Genomic DNA, 16900 nt, shown 5'->3' with positions numbered 1-16900 from the left:
GAGTTTAAATACAATGAAGTTACTTGTTGTTGAAGACGATCCAGATCTACGCCGCCAATTGACGACAGCCTTAGAGGGTAACAACTACACAGTTGAAGAAACTGCGGATGGTGAAGAAGCGGTGTATATGGGGCAAGAATACCCGTACGACCTCGCGATAGTCGATATTGGTTTACCAAAGCTATCTGGTATAGAAGTCATCAAGAAATGGCGCGCAGAGGGTAAAGAGTTTCCGATTATCATTCTGACTGCCCGCGGCGACTGGCAAGACAAAGTAGAAGGTTTAGAAGCAGGTGCAGATGATTACCTGGTTAAACCGTTCCATATGGAAGAGCTACATGCTCGCCTAAATGCGTTATTGCGAAGAGCAGCGGGTCACTCCAAACCTGTGCTTGAATTTGGTCCTCTCAAAATCGATACCACTGGCCGCGTTGTTTACCGCAACGGCGAACCGGTTAAGCTGACCAGTTACGAATATCGCACCTTCGAATACCTAGTATTGAATACAGGTAAGACCATTTCGAAGAGCGAGTTAACTGAGCACTTGTACCATCAGGACTTCGACCGCGACAGTAATGTACTGGAAGTCTTTATCCGTCGCTTACGTCAGAAACTGGACCCTGACCAAGAGTTACAGCCAATTACTACCGTACGTGGGCTCGGTTACCGCTTTGCCCTCACAGCTGATCAGCCTAGCGACTAAGGATAGTTCGTGAATATTCGATCTCCCCTGCAGTCATTGCAGGGGCGACTGTTGATTGCATCAGCAGTCATTCTTCCAATCGTTCTTCTTATTGCAGGGTTGGCCTTGAGCAAGGCTTACCACAGCAGTTTAGAGAACTCGGTAAGAGACCGTTTGCAGCTACAGGTCTACCTGCTTCTCGGTGCAGTGGAACTCAAAGAGGATCACATCCTCTTCCCTGAACGATTGCAGGAACCTCGCTACGAACAAATTAACTCAGGTCTATATGCCGCTATACATGATCAAGAGGGCAATATCCTCTGGCGATCGCTATCATCGGTACTACTAGACGACCCGCAGCTTTCTCAAGTGATAAACCTTAGCGGCTTAACTACCGGCGAGCCTAGGTTTGAGCATTTGGAAGAGGCACAACTTTACCGATTCCAACTTCGAATTATTTGGGAAACCGCAGGCAAAGAAAAATCATTTCTGTTTACCGTGATGGAATCAGATGATCTCGTGATTCGTGATATCCAAGCTTATAACCAGCAGCTAACGGCTTGGCTTGGCATTATTTTCCTCGTTGCGTTATTGGCGCAAACTTTCATCCTCAGTTGGGGCTTAACCCCATTAAGACGTCTAGCCAAAGACCTAAAAGCGATTGAAGCCGGCAAAGCGGAGAAGCTAAAAGGCCTTTACCCTGATGAAGTTGAACCAGTAACCACTAACCTTAACGGCTTGATTGAAAGTGAGCGCAAACAGCGAGAGCGCTATCGCAATACCTTGGGAGATCTAGCCCATAGTCTAAAAACCCCACTTGCGGTTATGCGTGGCGCGGAGTTAGAGGAACACGAGCTGCATACTTATCAGTCTTTAGTTTCTGAGCAAGTGGAACGAATGGATCAGATTGTTCAGTACCAGCTGAGCCGCGCAGTGAAAAGTCAGAATAAACCGCTCGGTAAAGCCGTCGCTGTTGAGCCAATCATTGAACGAATGCTCTCAGCACTTGGAAAAGTGTATCGGAATAAAAATGTTGTTACTGAAACATCATTAGCTGACGAGCTAACCTTCTTTGGCGACGAACGCGACCTTATGGAAGTACTGGGTATGATAATGGAAAACGCGTTTAAGTATGGCCATAGCCACGTTGCTATATCTGCATCACAATCTGATCGCGAATTAAAAATTGTCATATGTGATGACGGGCCTGGGGTGACGCCAGAGATGCGCCAAGTAATTTTGCAACGCGGCGCCCGCTTAGATACGTCAATACAAGGGCAAGGGATTGGCTTATCGGTAGCCACCGATATTATCAGTAGCTACCAAGGTCAGATAGAAGTGAAAGACTCCCCACTCGGTGGAGCTTGCTTTGTGATTCACTTCCCGAGTTAAAGGTTAAGCATAAATACTTTAGAGTTGCGCTGGAGATTAAACAGCGCTTTCTTCTCACCCGGAAGTTTATCCACAGGGGTTTCGATAAACCCGCGCTCAACAAACCAGTGGGCAGTCTTAGTTGTCAGCACAAATACCCGCTTAAGGTTGTTCTGCTGCGCTTGCCGTTCAATCGCTTTGAGCAGCTTATCGCCTCGTTCAGCCCCTTTATATTCTGGCGAAACGACCACACAAGCCAACTCTGCCATCTGATCCTCTGGGAACGGATAGAGTGCAGCACAACCAATCACTACGCCATCGCGTTCGATAAGCGTGAAACGTTCGATCTCATTTTCTAAAACTTCACGTGAACGCCTTACCAGCGTGCCATCCTGTTCTAAAGGTTGGATCAACTCTAACACTGCACCTACATCTTCAATCGTTGCAGAACGAAGTTGTTCGTAGGAATCTTGCAGCACCATAGTACCCGAACCATCACGGGTAAATAACTCGCCAAGCAGAGCACCGTCTTCTTTATAACTGATAAGATGACAACGACGCACACCCTTGCGGCAAGCAGCAACTGCGGCTTCTAAATTACGCGACATTTCCGTATGTGGTTGGTCTGTATCTTCCAATGAAGATAGATACTGTCCTACCAAGCGTTCAGCCTTGCGGGTCAATAACTCGCTACGCAATTTGCCCGAGCTATCCAAAACGCCTTGATCAGCACCAAACAAAATCAACTTATCAGCATCTAAAGCACTGGCGGCAGCAGTCGCTACATCCTCAACAGATAAGTTAAAAACTTCACCGGTTGGTGAGTAACCTAAGTGAGAAAGCAGAACGATATTGCCATCATCCAACTGCTGGGCAATAGCATCATGATCTAGACGACGCACTTCACCGGTATGAGCCATATCGACGCCGTCCAGCACACCAACGGGCTTGGCTGTCACAAAGTTGCCAGAAACAACCTTAATGCGCGCACCTGCCATCGGCGTATTAGGCAGACCCAAAGACAATCTCGCTTCAATTTCTGCCCGCACAATGGCGGAAGCTTGTATCACACAAGTCAGTGTTTCTTGATCGGTCACGCGAAGGTGATGATGCAAACGTGTCGTTAACTGCTTTTGAGCAAGCTGTTCTTCGACCTGTGGTCGCGACCCATAGACCAAAATCAAACGCACACCTAAACTATTCAGCAAGGCGATATCATGCACGATGTTGGCAAAATTAGGATCAGCAACGGTTTCCCCACTCAACATCAGCACAAAGGTGTTTCCCCGATGCGCATTGATATAAGGAGAGGAGTGGCGGAACCAATTGACGTATTGTTTAGTGTCGTCGTTCACAGTCAGTCTACAAGCAGTTTTCAATGATTAGGTCTATTACGGCTACTGTAGGCTTAATCGGCACAAAAGCCAAATATTCCTCCATCTGAACAATACTCGGCTAGAGTGATTTAAAGCCCTATCTTAGTGCGTTAGACTGCAAACTTAGATGGCAGCCTATAAAGAGAAAAAACAGAGATGGCATTAGAAGTAGAGCTAAAGCTAACTTTAAGCCCGCATCATGTGGAATCATTAAAACTACAACCACTGTTCCGCTCCTCTCAAGTTCGAGAATTGGGTAGTCACCAGTTAGGTAACATCTATTACGACACCCCCGATCAGCAACTGACTCAACATCGTGTAGCCCTGCGCATTCGACGCAAAGGTGAACAGCTGATTCAGACACTGAAAAGCAGCGGTTCTTCTGAAGCAGGTATGCACTCGCGCAAAGAGTGGGAATGGCTGATTAAACAACCGGAATTAGATTACGCACTGCTTGAAAGTGCAGAATGGCCTAAAGCCCTTCAAGACCCGAATATCCATGCTCAAGTCGCTCCAATTTTTAGCACCGACTTTAACCGTACAACGTGGATACTCGATACCCTTGATAGCAAAGGTAATGTGCTTAAAGCCGAGATCGCTTTAGACCAAGGCACTGTGAGTGCTCAAGGCCGAGAAGATCCATTATGCGAGTTGGAGCTGGAGTTGCTAGAGGGCGAGGCAACCGAGATGGTCAAATTCGCATTAGATCTAGCGAAACATGTCCCTCTCTATATTAGCGATATCAGTAAAGCGGAAAGAGGCTATCGACTGCTCGATCCTGAGGCCTATGACGTTCACCGTAAACTTCCCGAATTCGATGAATCGACCACGCTAGAACAAAGCTTTAGCACTCTGTTGCAAAAAGAACTCGGTCTGTGGCCACGCTACTTAGAAGCTTGGCAGTTTACTCAAGATTGGAAATACATTCCTTTAGCACTCGAGTCTCTGCGTAATATTGGCGCCCTCTACGAAACCTACAGCGATATTGTCCCTGCAGAACCCGATGGCAAGATCGATTTCCTTCTCAGCAAACTAATCAGGCAGTTACGAGATATAGATGCGTGGCGACGTACAGCGGTTATCTCTGGTCAAAAAAATAGCGACCTGATCAAGCAACAGCAGCAACGCTCAGAAGCGCGCTTAAATGTGTTATTACAAACAGCAGAACCGGGCGTTTTGGCACTGCTGATATCAGAACAGCTGATAGAACAATCTTGGCGCGAGCGCTGGCAGGAAAGCCACCAGCAACTTGCCCAAAGTTGTTTAACAAAAGCATGATAAGCATCACTCATTCAGTTGCTTTAGACTGTTAGAATGATTTTGGGGTCTTCATTTAGTACGCATCATATTTGGCCCCAAGTTTCACATTTCAGGAGACATAAGCCTTATGCTCAAACCGCACATGGATATACTGCCAAACACACTTCAACCGGTACTTACCAAAAACTGGGAACCCCTTGCAGAAACTCTGGCTACACTGAGCAACGCCCCAGAGAGTTTTAGTCAGGACTTAAGCCGTGTTCTGACCGGCAGTAACTTCGTGGCGGAGCAACTCGAGCGTCGCCCAGATATGTTGAGCTCGCTTCTGGAAAGCGGAGATCTATACAGCACCTATTCAGAAGAGCAGTATCACAACACACTGAAAGAAACCTTTAGCTCTTTAGAAACAGAAGAACAGCTTCACAAAGCGATCCGTTGTTTCCGCCAGCGTGAACAAGTTCGATTAATCTGGCGTGACCTCACCCGTGCCAGCGATATGCGCACCACCACCCGTGAACTGTCTTGGTTGGCTGATGCCTGTGTCGAACAAACCATGAACTGGCTTTATGACCAAGCGTGCGAACGTTGGGGTACACCAACCGGCCGACACAGCCGTAAGCCGCAACGCATGGTTGTACTGGGCATGGGTAAGCTAGGTGCAAACGAACTGAATTTATCCTCCGATATCGATCTGATCTACGTTTACCCAGAAAACGGTGAAACCGAAGGCAGCAAAAAGTGCCTCGACAATCAGGACTTCTTTATCCGCCTAGGCAAAAAGCTTATTCAGGCACTGGATAACAGCACCATCGACGGCTTTGTATTCCGAGTCGATATGCGCCTACGTCCATTCGGCTCAGCGGGTCCCTTGGCGATCAGTTTCGATGCCATGGAAGGCTATTACCAAGAGCATGGTCGTGAGTGGGAACGCTATGCCATGATCAAAGCCCGCGTAATGGCGGGTGACAAAGAAGCGGGAGATGAGCTAATGCAGATTCTCCGCCCATTCGTATACCGTAAATATATCGACTTCAGTGCTTTTGACTCTCTTCGTGAGATGAAAGAGATGATCAGTCGCGAAGTCCGTCGCAAGGGCCTGAATAACAACGTAAAACTTGGCTCTGGCGGTATCCGCGAAGTTGAGTTTATCGCTCAAGTGTTCCAGCTGCTGCGTGGTGGTCGAGATACACGTCTGCAGCAACGCGAGCTGTGTAATATTTTACCGATTCTGCCAGACGTCGTCGGTATGCCTGAACAAGCCTCTCAGGAGCTGATGGCGGCTTATGAATTTCTCCGTAACGCAGAACACGCCATTCAAGCCGTTGCAGACAAACAAACTCAAGAACTTCCAATCGACGAAGTAGAGCAATGCCGTCTTGCTTTCAGCATGGGCTTTAACGATTGGGATAGTTTCGCAGCCGAACTAGAAAGTCACCGCGAGAAAGTACGTATCCACTTTGCTGATCTAATTGCGCCTTGTGAAGAAGCGGAACCTGAAGAGGATTCCGCATGCGACGATACCTGGCTGTCTCTGTGGAATGACGATCTCGAAGATCAACAGGCGATTGACCTGCTTGAAGAACAAGGTTTCGACGACCCTAAAGAGGCATGGCACAAGATCAACACTTTGCGCGAATCACGTACCGTGCAGATGCTACAGCTCATTGCGAAAGAACGCTTATTAGCCGTACTGCCTATTTTGCTACGTGAAATCGCCGCGACCGAAAATGCGACAGAAACCTTAGGTCGTGTACTAACGCTGATCCAAGCGATCTTAAGGCGTTCCGCTTATCTAGTGTTATTGGCTGAAAACCCAACCGCACTTCAGCAGATGGTGAAACTCTGCTCAGCATCTAGCTGGTTCTCAGAAAAACTAGCTAAGCAGCCAATTCTATTGGATGAATTGATTGACCCTAGCAGCCTATATTCGCCACCGGATAAAGCTCAGCTAAACAGCGAATTGCGCCAACAACTGCTACGTATTCCAGAAGAGGATACTGAGCAGTTAATGGATACTCTGCGTTACTTCAAGAACGCCCACTCTTTGAAAGTAGCGGCATCTGAGATCACGGGTGCATTGCCGCTTATGAAAGTAAGTGATTACTTAACTTGGACAGCGGAAGTTATCTTAGAAGCAGTGGTCGATATCGCTTGGAAGTTAATGACCGAAAAGCACGGTGCTCCGCAGAAATCCGCAGGCGTACCCTGTAACCCAGACTTTATCGTTTTGGGTTACGGTAAAATGGGCGGGATCGAGCTTTCCTATGGCTCAGATCTAGACCTAGTCTTTATCCACGATTCTGATGCGAACCTGTTTACCGATGGGGAGAAACAGATTGCTAACTCGGTCTTCTTTACTCGTCTAGGCCAGAAGATCATCCACATCCTAAATACATTCACCACCTCAGGTCAGTTGTACGAAGTAGACATGCGTCTGCGTCCATCTGGTAACTCTGGCTTATTGGTCAGTTCTCTCAAAGCCTTCTCCGACTATCAACATAAAGAAGCGTGGACTTGGGAGCATCAAGCCCTTGTTCGCGCACGCGTGGTTGCCGGTGATGCCGCTCTGAAAGAGAAGTTTGAAGAGGTTCGAGCCGAGATTCTTAAACTGCCTAGAGAGGATGAAAAGTTACTAGAAGAAGTAACAGAGATGCGCGAGAAGATGCGCGACCATCTGGGTAGCAAAGGTAATGATGAAGAGAACCCTGTGTTCCACCTTAAACATGACCGTGGTGGCATTGTAGATATTGAATTTATCGTTCAATACTTGGTTTTACGCAATGCCGGTAAATGCCCTTCTCTTTATGAGTTCACCGACAACATCCGTATTTTGGATGCCGCCGAACAGATCGAGTTAATCAGCCAAGAAACAGCTGAAACTCTACGAGAAGCTTACAAGGCTTATCGCGCAGCAGGCCATCGTCAAACCCTGCAGGATCGCTCCAATACTATCTCTGGTGCTGAGATGACCGAGATGCGAAATGCAGTCGCAAGCATCTGGCAAGGGATCATGTCAGGGGAAAGCTAAGCTTTCTCCTGATAACGAAAAAGGGCAGTACCTTCGCAGGTACTGCCCTTTTTTATAAAACTGTTTAGGGAGGCTTTTAAACGTCAGTTAACCAACCGTGTTTATCTTCTGCCTTGCCCCATTGGATATCGTTTAGCGCCTTACGTAAACGTAGAGTTGTCTCACCAATACCACCGTTACCAACGCTGTACTCTTTATCGTTATAAACCATAGTACCCACTGGCGCCAATACTGCAGCTGTACCAGAAAGAGCAGCTTCGCAACCTGGCTTAGCAATACGCTCAAGCATCTCTTCTACCGAGATACTGCGCTCAGATACTTTAAGACCTAAATCACGCGCAATGGTTAGAACAGAATCACGTGTTACACCATGTAGGAAGCTTTCATCCAGATCACGCGTAATGACTTCATCACCATCGATTAGCAGGAAGTTAGCTGCGCCAGTTTCCTGAATATCACCATTTGGACAGAACAGAACCTGATCAACATTGTGCTCAGCTTTAGCTTTCATCGTTGGCAGTAATGCACTCGCGTAGTTACCACCACTCTTGATCATGCCATTGTGAGGCGCACAACGTAGGCCGTTATCTTCTACCAACAAGCGTAACGCACGATCACCGCCCGCAAAGTAATCACCTACAGGTGAAAGCAGTACGTAGAAACAAGCCGTTTCAGATGGCGCAGCTGCTTTACCGATCGCAGGCTCAGTACCAAACAACGTTGGACGAATATACATAGAACCCGGAGGTGCAGGAACTTCATCAGCAAAACGCTTCACTGTATCCAGAATCATCTGAGTTACAAATTCCTCATCCAATTCTGGTAGTGCTAATAGACGCGCACTTTGCGCCATACGAGATACGTTACGATCAATACGGAAAACTTTGATCGAACCATCTTCATGACGGAATGCTTTAAGACCTTCAAAACACGTCGAAGAGTAATGCAGCACATGCGCACCTGGGTGCAAGTTGATGCTGTCACTAGGGACCATTTCGACCGCACTCCAGCTGGAACCGTCAAACCAAGAGATTGACATTTCAGGCATAAAAACGGAGCCGAATGCAGTTGCCATGAGACCTTCCTTCTAATTATTTTGATGCGTTACTGTTTAGCCCTTCGATACACTCGATGGAGGGGCAAACAGAGATGATATGTACAAATTTAGGGCTGATATTCTAATCCTGATAACAGAAAATTGGAATTCCCTGAGTCCTTCAACAGCGCATCTTGCGGAATTAAAGTGCCAATAAACCCAATAAGAATTGAAATTGGGCGTTTTTCTCCAATTCTTGTATGATTCTCACCTTATCAAATACCGCTCATATCAGGCTATCTAAGCACTGTAACGGGCTATTTTTGATCGAAGTCTAAAAGCAACAGAGCAGAAGGTTCACTCACCTATGTCGTTAACACAGCAAATGGATAACAGCTAATGAAAACGCTTATCATCGGCCCATCTTGGGTAGGCGACATGTTAATGAGCCAATCTCTGTATCAGCATCTAAAACAGAAGAACCCAGATATTGAGATCGACGTGTTAGCGCCGAACTGGTGTCGACCTGTTTTAGCACGTATGCCCGAGGTCAATAAAGCGATCGAGATGCCAGTAGGGCATGGTAGCCTGCAATGGGGGCTGCGCAAACAGATTGGTCAGGAGCTGGCTCAAAACGGCTATGAGCAAGCACTCGTGCTTCCTAACTCTTTAAAATCTGCATTAATCCCATGGTTTGCCAAAATTCCAAAAAGAACTGGCTGGCGTGGTGAAATGCGTTATGGCTTATTGACCGACCTTAGACCACTGGATAAAGAAGCCTATCCATTGATGGTTCAGCGCTACCTTGGCCTAGCAGAAGCACCGGGGACACCAGCCATGCCCATGGAACAGATCCCTTATCCGCAACTGACAGTGGATAGCGCAGAGTATGAAGCTGCTCTAGCTAAGTTCAAACTAAACCCTGATAAAGCGATCGCGTTTTGCCCAGGTGCCGAGTTTGGTCCCGCTAAACGCTGGCCCGATTATCACTATGCAGCACTAGCGAAGCTATTAATTACTGATGGCTACCAGATCTGGCTATTTGGCTCCGAAAAAGACAAGCCGGTATGTCAACAAATTCAAGACCAGCTTACGATTGAAGAACAACAGCGCTGCAGCAACTTAGCCGGTGTTACCACGCTTCCTCAAGCTATCGACCTGATCGCTCATTGCCAAGCGGCGGTGAGTAATGATTCTGGATTGATGCATATTGCGGCAGCCGTCAATGTGCCGCTTGTTGCACTATACGGTCCTACCAGCCCTGGATTTACACCACCGCTATCCGATAAAGCAGAGATTATTAGGCTGATCGAAGGCTACCAAAAAATTAGAAAAGGTGATGCCGATCAAGGCTATCATCAAAGTATGATCGATATCACACCTGAGCTTGCTTATAAGGCAACCATCAACGGATTAAACCGATGAAGAAAGTGCTTGTTGTTAAAACTTCATCCATGGGCGATATCATCCATACCTTGCCTGCACTCACAGACGCGGCTCGTGCCATCCCGGGTGTACAGTTTGATTGGGTTGTTGAAGAAAATTTTACCGAAGTACCTTCATGGCACCCTTCGGTTAATCAGGTTATCCCGGTTGCCATTCGTCGCTGGCGCAAGAATATCTGGAGCACACTAAAAAGCGGTGAGTGGTCCGTTTACAAGCAGCGACTGCAAACAGAACAGTACGACGCTGTTATTGATGCCCAAGGCTTACTCAAGAGTGCTGTACTGGTCACACGCTTAGCAAACGGGCCTTCATTCGGCTTAGATAAAGATTCTGCCAAAGAGCCTTTAGCAGCACGTTTTTACGACTCCTCAGTTCCGGTTCCGAAACAGCAACATGCCGTTGAGAGGGTTCGCCAATTATTTGCCCAAGCGCTTGGATACGATCTCTCAGAAGAACGTGGTGATTTTAATATTCGTCAGCACTTCTTAAAGCAAACTCATCGCGAAGCGCCTTATCTAGTCTTTCAACACAGCACTACTCGCTTTGATAAGCATTGGCCTGAAACCTACTGGCAAGCGTTGATCAAACTCGCAGGGGATGCGAGCTGGAAGATCAAACTACCTTGGGGCTCAGAACCTGAGCAACAACGAGCACAAAGGCTCGCTGAAGCACATGAAAATGCGGAGGTGTTGCCACGCCTTCCCTTAGCTGAAATAGCTACCATCCTGACGGGTGCAAACGCTTGTGTCTCTGTAGACACAGGCCTGTCCCACTTAGCTGCAGCCTTAGATACACCTAATGTCATTCTATTTGGCCCAACCGATCCTGGTTTAGTTGGTGGCTATGGCAAAGACCAAACCTGTCTACAAGCCAGTGAGTGCCCCACCAATCAAAATAATGTGGAACCGGCTATTTTTGCTTCTCTTACTCCCGAGATCGTTTGGAGTACATTATCCAGCAAAATATCCTTACCTAGTTAATAAGTCGATAAAAGGGCATCAGAGTATTTGCCTATCAGGCAAATAGTTCTAGGATAAAATGGAAGGTTTTATCCTAGATATACTGAAAAGCGCTCACACGGAACGGGATAAGCATTAGCTAGCACAGCAACGACTGCATAAACCTAATTTGTCGAGCATTCGCTTTGTTCGGCTTTGTTGTATTAAGAAGGTTTACTTTGGCAACCGATCACTCTGAAAACGTTCACATCAACAAGCCCATTCGCGGCTTACTTGCGCTCGTAGTGTTACCGCTGTTTTTGATCGCTATTGGCGGCATTGGGATCTATTTAAATCTGGCAAGTAAAAGCGAAATTGAAGCACGTAATCACAGTCAGAACATTACTAAGCTTTTAGCTAGCCAAGCCGATGCATTTATCCGCAATAGAACCCATGCGGTGGCATTGATGGCCGGTGAGCAACAGGTCGCTCGACACCTGCTTAATCCTGACGAAAAAAGCTATTCCAAGATTAATAACAAACTAAAGCGTTACTGCCGCACATTACAAGCGTCGATCTGTTACATCATGGATAAGAACGGCGTTACCCGAGCTGATAACCGCCCATCAGACACTACCCTTGTGGGAAAAAACTATGCTTTCCGCCCCTACTTTCAACAAGCGATTCAAGGTATTCCAACTGTTCACTTAGCCTTAGGCGTCACAACCAAAAAACGCGGCCTGTATTTTAGTCACCCTATTGTTTCTGAAACCGAAACGCCTATCGGGGTGGCGATTATTAAGTTTCTACCCGTTCAGATCGAAGAACGCTTCCACCGACTTCCAGGTAACGCATCTTTGATCGATCCGAATGGTATTGTCTTTGCTTCCAACAATGAAAACTGGCTATACAAGACTCTATTCCCTCTCTCTCCAGTACAAGAAAAGCAGGTCGCAGCATCACGACAATTTGGCGATTCAATACCTGAGCACTTAGGTTTCAGCCGCAAGTTAGATAGCTCAGTGATAGAAAAGGATGAACAGCTATTCATCTATGAAAGCGCGCCATTAGAAGAGCTGCCAGGTTGGCACATATCATTCCTATTAGAACCTGAACAGTTCCAAACCTCTGAACAGATTACTCAACACCAGATTGCTTTGTCGTTGATCGGAGCAATGTTCTTCCTCACTCTGATTGCAATCAAACTCCTCTATCGCCAGCTCAGACAAAGCTTAGGCTCGACCCAACGCTATCAGCATGAGCTAGAACAAAGTGAGCAACGTTTACAACGTTTTGAAGAGGTCACCTCCGAAGCTATCTTCATCCATAATGCGCAAGGCATAGTCGATCTTAATAGAAGAGCAGAAGAACTATTTGGCTACAGCTACCAAGACTTTATAAAACTGGACCCCAAAACCTTATTTACGCCTGAAAGTTTGCCGACGGCACTGGAACATGCAAGGAACACATCTGAGCAACCTTACCAAGCCGTTATTATTACCAAACAACACGAAGAGATTCCTGTAGTCATCACAGGCCGAAGAGTGCTATGGCATGGTGAAAAAGCAAGGGTAGCCTCATTCCGCGATATCAGGAAACGAGTTGAAACACAGAAAAAATTGTCTGCAAGTGAAGACCGTTTCCGCCAACTCTCAGATCTTGTCGCCGAAGGCTTGCTGATCTATAGCAATCACAAAATCATCGATGTGAATCAGGCTCTGTGCCGCATTTTTGCAACAGATAGAGAAACCCTCATTTCCTCTTCCTTGGATCAGCTTTTCAATAAGGAGATATCCGAAGAGCTCTTAGAGCTAGAGCAGACTGATAAGTCTTCTTTTGAAATTACTCTGCAACGTGGAGACAGCTCTACCTTCCCTGCAGAAATATCCTCTGCCAGCATGCAATTTGATGATGGCCTGTTTAATATCGTCGCTATACGCGATATTAGCCGCCAAAAAGAGCAAGAGGAGCATATTCTCTATCAAGCGCAATATGACCTACTCACCAACATACCTAATCGCGTATTAGCGCGGGATCGTGCAGAACAAGCGATTAAGAAAATGCGCCGGGAAGGTCGAAAACTGGCCTTAATGTTTATCGATTTAGACGACTTTAAAAAGGTAAATGACAGTTTAGGCCATGATATTGGTGATCAGCTTCTGCAACAGGCTGTCGAGCGCCTACAGAGCTGCTTAGCCGAAAACCACACATTGGCTCGCCATGGCGGAGATGAATTCATCATTATTCTCGAAGATCTCGAGAAACCGGAACAAGCGGAGCTCACTGCTGAACTCATTTTAGAAAAGTTCTCGCAATCCTTCGTAATCCAAAGTAAGCAACTAATCGTTACCGCCAGTATAGGTATCGCCATATTCCCAGACGATGCCGTCGACTTTAGAGCATTATTGCGTGCTGCCGACATAGGTATGTACAAAGCTAAAAAAGATGGTCGTAACCGTTTCCACTATTACACCCAAGAGATGAATGATGTCGCGGTTCGACAACTAGAACTCGATAACTGTTTACGTGCAGCCATCGCCAACGATGAACTAAGCTTGGCATTTCAACCGCTTATGTGTGGATTGAACAACGACCCTAAAATTGTCGGTGCAGAAGCACTTTTACGTTGGCACTCGTCTAAATTGGGCGACGTATCGCCAACCGAATTTGTACCACTAACTGAACAAACAGGGCTAATAATTCCAATCGGCCGGTGGGTGTTAAAACAGGCCTGTAAACAAGCTCAACGTTGGATCGAGCAAGGACATGCTGATTTCACTATCTCTGTTAACGTTTCGCCGAGGCAATTTAAGGGCAATGACTTTATTAAAGATATAAACCAAGCGCTCGAATACAGTGGCCTAAAACCTGAACACCTGAAACTGGAAGTAACAGAGGGGCTCATTATTGAGGCCTCTTCCAAACTGGATAACACCTTACAGGCGATTTCTGACATGGGCATCCAAATCTCGATGGATGACTTTGGAACCGGCTATTCATCTCTAAACTATCTGCAACGATTCCCGTTTGATAATCTGAAAATCGATCGCGCATTCATCCGAGAGCTCGTCACAAATCCTGATTCACAGATCTTAGTCTCAGCTACTATAGCGATGGCCCACCAGCTTGGCCTTAGTGTTACTGCTGAAGGGATAGAAACGGTAGAGCAGAAAGAATATCTACACGAGCTACGTTGTGATTTCTTACAAGGATATTTGCTTGGCAAACCAGTCGCTGCAGACATATTTAGCAAAGCACTGGAACAGGAAAAACAAAACAACTCAGATTGAGATGATGTTTAAAAAGTAATTGAAAAGGTGAGAAAGTGGTGCCGGCACCAAGAGTCGAACTCGGGACCTACTGATTACAAGTCAGTTGCTCTACCAACTGAGCTATACCGGCACATCAGGGAAGCGGTGCGCATAATATGCAGTTCTTGATGATGAATCAAGCCTATTTTAAAAATAATTAGCAATAAATAAAATTCGCTTAAATTATAAACAAAAGAGATATAAGTTATTACTCTAAAGCTTGTAACCACCTAATCCCTTCATCCTCAGATTTAAAATAATCAAATAACATCCCATGCTGAAAACAGATTGCTTTTAACATTCGTAAGTCATCAATATTAGATCCGCCGAGATCCACATAGGCTACTTGCAGCCCTATCCACTGTTTTTCAACGAATTGATCTAGTACATCGTAAGCTTCCATAACCGGTATTTGCCCTGAAACACTGGAAAGATACAAAACTTTATTTATCCCAACAGAAGCTGCATATGCAGAAATATCAGTCCAAACACCTAAAGCATCATTACCGGCATAATTGGGCTTCCTGATTCCAGAGACCTCAACACGAATAAACCCTTCTGCTTTTTTGATCTCATATTGATAAGACATACAACTAACTTAAACACCCGCCTTACTTATATATTAGAAAAAACTTAATTATAGATTGAAATTATCTTTCTATCATCTGATATGTATAGCTCAAAATTTTGAATCGACCAGAAATAACCTCTGTGATAATTTCAGGTCAAAACAGCATCCAATAAGGTAAATTAACGTTGAGATTCTTAGCGTACGTCATAATCTTAAGCGCTTCAGGTAGCGCTCTAGCTCAATCTACAAGCTGTGCCGATAAGTTTGAGCTCTACGCAAAAGCCCAAACCACATGGCAACATGAAAGTAGCAAACGTGCTGTGGAGCTTTTACCAGAACATGCTAAGCGCATAAACCATTATCGAGACACACAGCTGCTTTCGATTGAACGCCGTGTTCTTGCAGTGAAATTAGCGCTCAAGCATACCCCTGACAAAGTACAAACGTGGGGCAGTATCAACAACTGGATTGACCTCTCCCCAGAACTAGAAGCTGAACTCGCTCAATACGATCCAAACCTCAGCACGCTGTCGAAAATGCATAAAAAGATGACGACGCAACCAGAGATAGAAGTCGATAACAATTTTCATCGCACCTTCCAAAAAGCAGCATTAAGCGATGATGCCTTTCGCCAGCTAATGGATAATTTCAATCTCCGCTCACGCGATATCAACAGTATGAGCTGCGAGAAATAGAACCTCTTAGGGGGCGACTCTGCCCCCTACCCTTTTCTATCTCCTAAATCTGAAAACAGTCACTACTTTAGAGCCATTTTTCACCTTAATGGTTGCCCCTTCCGTATCTCAGTGCCACTCTTTCCTACAACATTTAGTGGAGAACCGATATGCGCGCTTACCAAGTAGATTCCGCCGAAGGCATCCAAGCGATCAAACAGATCGAAACTGAAACGCCTACACCTAAGGGCAAAGAGATTCTGGTTAAGATGAAGGCCTGCTCTTTGAACTACAGGGACACGCTGATCACTTTAGGTGGCTACGTGCGTAATGATGTGCGTCCAATCATCCCACTATCTGACGGCGCTGGAGAAGTAGTTAGAGTTGGTGATGAAGTTACTCAGTTTAAAGCGGGTGACAGAGTCCTCGGTAACTTTTTCCAACACTGGGTCGATGGCAATATCGATGACAAAGGCCTTAATTCGGCACTAGGTGGCGCAATAGATGGCGTGTTAGCAGACTACTTTATTCTGCAAGAAGACTGCACGGTGAAGATCCCTGATCACCTCTCTTATAGCGAAGCTGCAACACTCCCCTGTGCAGCAACAACTGCATGGCATGCTTTGGTCAACGTCGGCAGTGTTAAAGCGGGTGATACGATCCTTCTCTTGGGCACTGGCGGTGTATCTATCTTTGGTTTACAACTAGCAAAAGCTAAAGGCGCCAAAGTGATTATCACTTCATCTAGCGATGAGAAATTAGAGCGCGCAAAAGCATTAGGCGCCGACCATACAATCAATTACAAAACATCGCCCGATTGGGAAAAGGAAGTACTTAAACTTACAGATGGCCAAGGCGTTGATAACGTATTAGAAGTGGGTGGTGCAGGCACCTTTGAGAAATCGGTTGCCTCAGCCAAAGTGAATGGTACGGTTTCTGTGATTGGTATTCTCAGCGGCCTAGAAAACCCGACGATCAGCCTAATGACTATTTTCAACCTACTCAGAATTCAAGGTATCTATGTAGGTAGTACCGAAATGCTTACTCAGTTGACTGAGTTTATGACTGAGCAAAACCTAACCCCTGTTATAGATAAAACGTTCTCGTTCAGCGATGCCCAAGATGCATACGAATATATGGCAGGTGCTAAACATTTCGGTAAAGTTGTCATCGAAGCCGAATAAGATTCAAACCTGCATGTATGATT

At 46.1% G+C, this 16900-nt stretch carries 12 protein-coding genes and 1 tRNA gene; 9 read left to right on the top strand and 4 right to left on the bottom strand.

The genetic code is table 11. The features are described 5' to 3' along the window. Positions 1-13: 13 nt before the first annotated feature. The gene (locus tag ACMXYN_RS01250; protein WP_415893134.1) at positions 14-703 is read left to right on the top strand and encodes a response regulator transcription factor; all 690 of its coding nucleotides are present in this window, start codon (positions 14-16) and stop codon (positions 701-703) included. A gap of 9 nt (positions 704-712) precedes the next feature. Next, a complete protein-coding gene (locus tag ACMXYN_RS01245) occupies positions 713-2074 on the top strand; it encodes an ATP-binding protein (protein WP_415893133.1) in 1362 nt (453 codons plus the stop codon). Here ACMXYN_RS01245 and argA read toward each other — a convergent pair. After that, complete coding sequence (gene argA, locus ACMXYN_RS01240; RefSeq protein ID WP_415893132.1) at positions 2071-3408, bottom strand: amino-acid N-acetyltransferase; 1338 nt, start codon at positions 3406-3408, stop codon at positions 2071-2073. The genes ACMXYN_RS01245 and argA overlap by 4 nt on opposite strands. 177 nt (positions 3409-3585) lie before the next feature. Between argA and ACMXYN_RS01235 the strand changes: the two genes are divergently transcribed. After that, positions 3586-4707 carry an inorganic triphosphatase gene (locus ACMXYN_RS01235; RefSeq protein WP_415893131.1) on the top strand — a complete coding sequence of 374 codons (1122 nt, stop codon included), beginning with the start codon at positions 3586-3588 and terminating at the stop codon, positions 4705-4707. Positions 4708-4816: 109 nt separating this feature from the next. Continuing rightward, a complete protein-coding gene (gene glnE, locus ACMXYN_RS01230; RefSeq protein ID WP_415893130.1) occupies positions 4817-7717 on the top strand; it encodes a bifunctional [glutamate--ammonia ligase]-adenylyl-L-tyrosine phosphorylase/[glutamate--ammonia-ligase] adenylyltransferase in 2901 nt (966 codons plus the stop codon). Between the two features lie 76 nt (positions 7718-7793). Here glnE and ACMXYN_RS01225 read toward each other — a convergent pair whose 3' ends face one another. Beyond that, on the bottom strand, positions 7794-8792 hold the full coding sequence (locus ACMXYN_RS01225) for a branched-chain amino acid aminotransferase (protein ID WP_415883173.1): 999 nt from the start codon (positions 8790-8792) through the stop codon (positions 7794-7796). Positions 8793-9152: 360 nt separating this feature from the next. Here ACMXYN_RS01225 and waaF point away from each other — a divergent pair, with 360 nt between their 5' ends. The 3 genes from waaF (at position 9153) to ACMXYN_RS01210 (ending at position 14427) form a co-directional block, all read left to right on the top strand. Next, on the top strand, positions 9153-10178 hold the full coding sequence (gene waaF / locus ACMXYN_RS01220; RefSeq protein WP_415893129.1) for a lipopolysaccharide heptosyltransferase II: 1026 nt from the start codon (positions 9153-9155) through the stop codon (positions 10176-10178). Then, positions 10175-11179, top strand: a complete 1005-nt coding sequence (rfaC, locus tag ACMXYN_RS01215) for a lipopolysaccharide heptosyltransferase RfaC (RefSeq protein ID WP_415893128.1) — start codon at positions 10175-10177, stop codon at positions 11177-11179. The genes waaF and rfaC overlap by 4 nt, the downstream gene beginning before the upstream one ends. Positions 11180-11376: 197 nt before the next feature. After that, on the top strand, positions 11377-14427 hold the full coding sequence (locus ACMXYN_RS01210) for an EAL domain-containing protein (protein WP_415893127.1): 3051 nt from the start codon (positions 11377-11379) through the stop codon (positions 14425-14427). A 36-nt stretch (positions 14428-14463) separates the two neighbouring features. Here ACMXYN_RS01210 and ACMXYN_RS01205 read toward each other — a convergent pair. Continuing rightward, positions 14464-14539 (bottom strand) — tRNA-Thr (locus tag ACMXYN_RS01205). A 117-nt stretch (positions 14540-14656) separates the two neighbouring features. Beyond that, a complete protein-coding gene (locus ACMXYN_RS01200) occupies positions 14657-15037 on the bottom strand; it encodes a hypothetical protein (RefSeq protein WP_415893126.1) in 381 nt (126 codons plus the stop codon). A gap of 167 nt (positions 15038-15204) precedes the next feature. Here ACMXYN_RS01200 and ACMXYN_RS01195 point away from each other — a divergent pair, with 167 nt between their 5' ends. Together ACMXYN_RS01195 and ACMXYN_RS01190 are read left to right on the top strand one after the other, a co-directional pair. Next, positions 15205-15714, top strand: coding sequence for a hypothetical protein (locus tag ACMXYN_RS01195; RefSeq protein ID WP_415893125.1), 510 nt, complete (start codon positions 15205-15207; stop codon positions 15712-15714). Positions 15715-15863: 149 nt separating this feature from the next. After that, positions 15864-16877: a zinc-dependent alcohol dehydrogenase family protein gene (locus tag ACMXYN_RS01190; protein WP_415893123.1), complete on the top strand. Its 1014-nt coding sequence runs from the start codon at positions 15864-15866 to the stop codon at positions 16875-16877. The last annotated feature ends 23 nt before the right edge of the window (positions 16878-16900 follow it).

This window comes from Neptuniibacter sp. PT8_73 (genome assembly GCF_047778045.1).
GTDB lineage: Bacteria > Pseudomonadota > Gammaproteobacteria > Pseudomonadales > Balneatricaceae > Neptuniibacter.
This window is presented reverse-complemented; position numbering and strand designations above follow the sequence as displayed.

Coding starts and splice junctions, on each gene's coding strand:
- ACMXYN_RS01250 (WP_415893134.1), top strand. CDS start 14: ATGAAGTTACTTGTTGTTGAAGACGATCCAGATCTACGCCGCCAATTG.
- ACMXYN_RS01235 (WP_415893131.1), top strand. CDS start 3,586: ATGGCATTAGAAGTAGAGCTAAAGCTAACTTTAAGCCCGCATCATGTG.
- glnE (WP_415893130.1), top strand. CDS start 4,817: ATGCTCAAACCGCACATGGATATACTGCCAAACACACTTCAACCGGTA.
- ACMXYN_RS01225 (WP_415883173.1), bottom strand. CDS start 8,792: ATGGCAACTGCATTCGGCTCCGTTTTTATGCCTGAAATGTCAATCTCT.
- waaF (WP_415893129.1), top strand. CDS start 9,153: ATGAAAACGCTTATCATCGGCCCATCTTGGGTAGGCGACATGTTAATG.
- rfaC (WP_415893128.1), top strand. CDS start 10,175: ATGAAGAAAGTGCTTGTTGTTAAAACTTCATCCATGGGCGATATCATC.
- ACMXYN_RS01200 (WP_415893126.1), bottom strand. CDS start 15,037: ATGTCTTATCAATATGAGATCAAAAAAGCAGAAGGGTTTATTCGTGTT.
- ACMXYN_RS01190 (WP_415893123.1), top strand. CDS start 15,864: ATGCGCGCTTACCAAGTAGATTCCGCCGAAGGCATCCAAGCGATCAAA.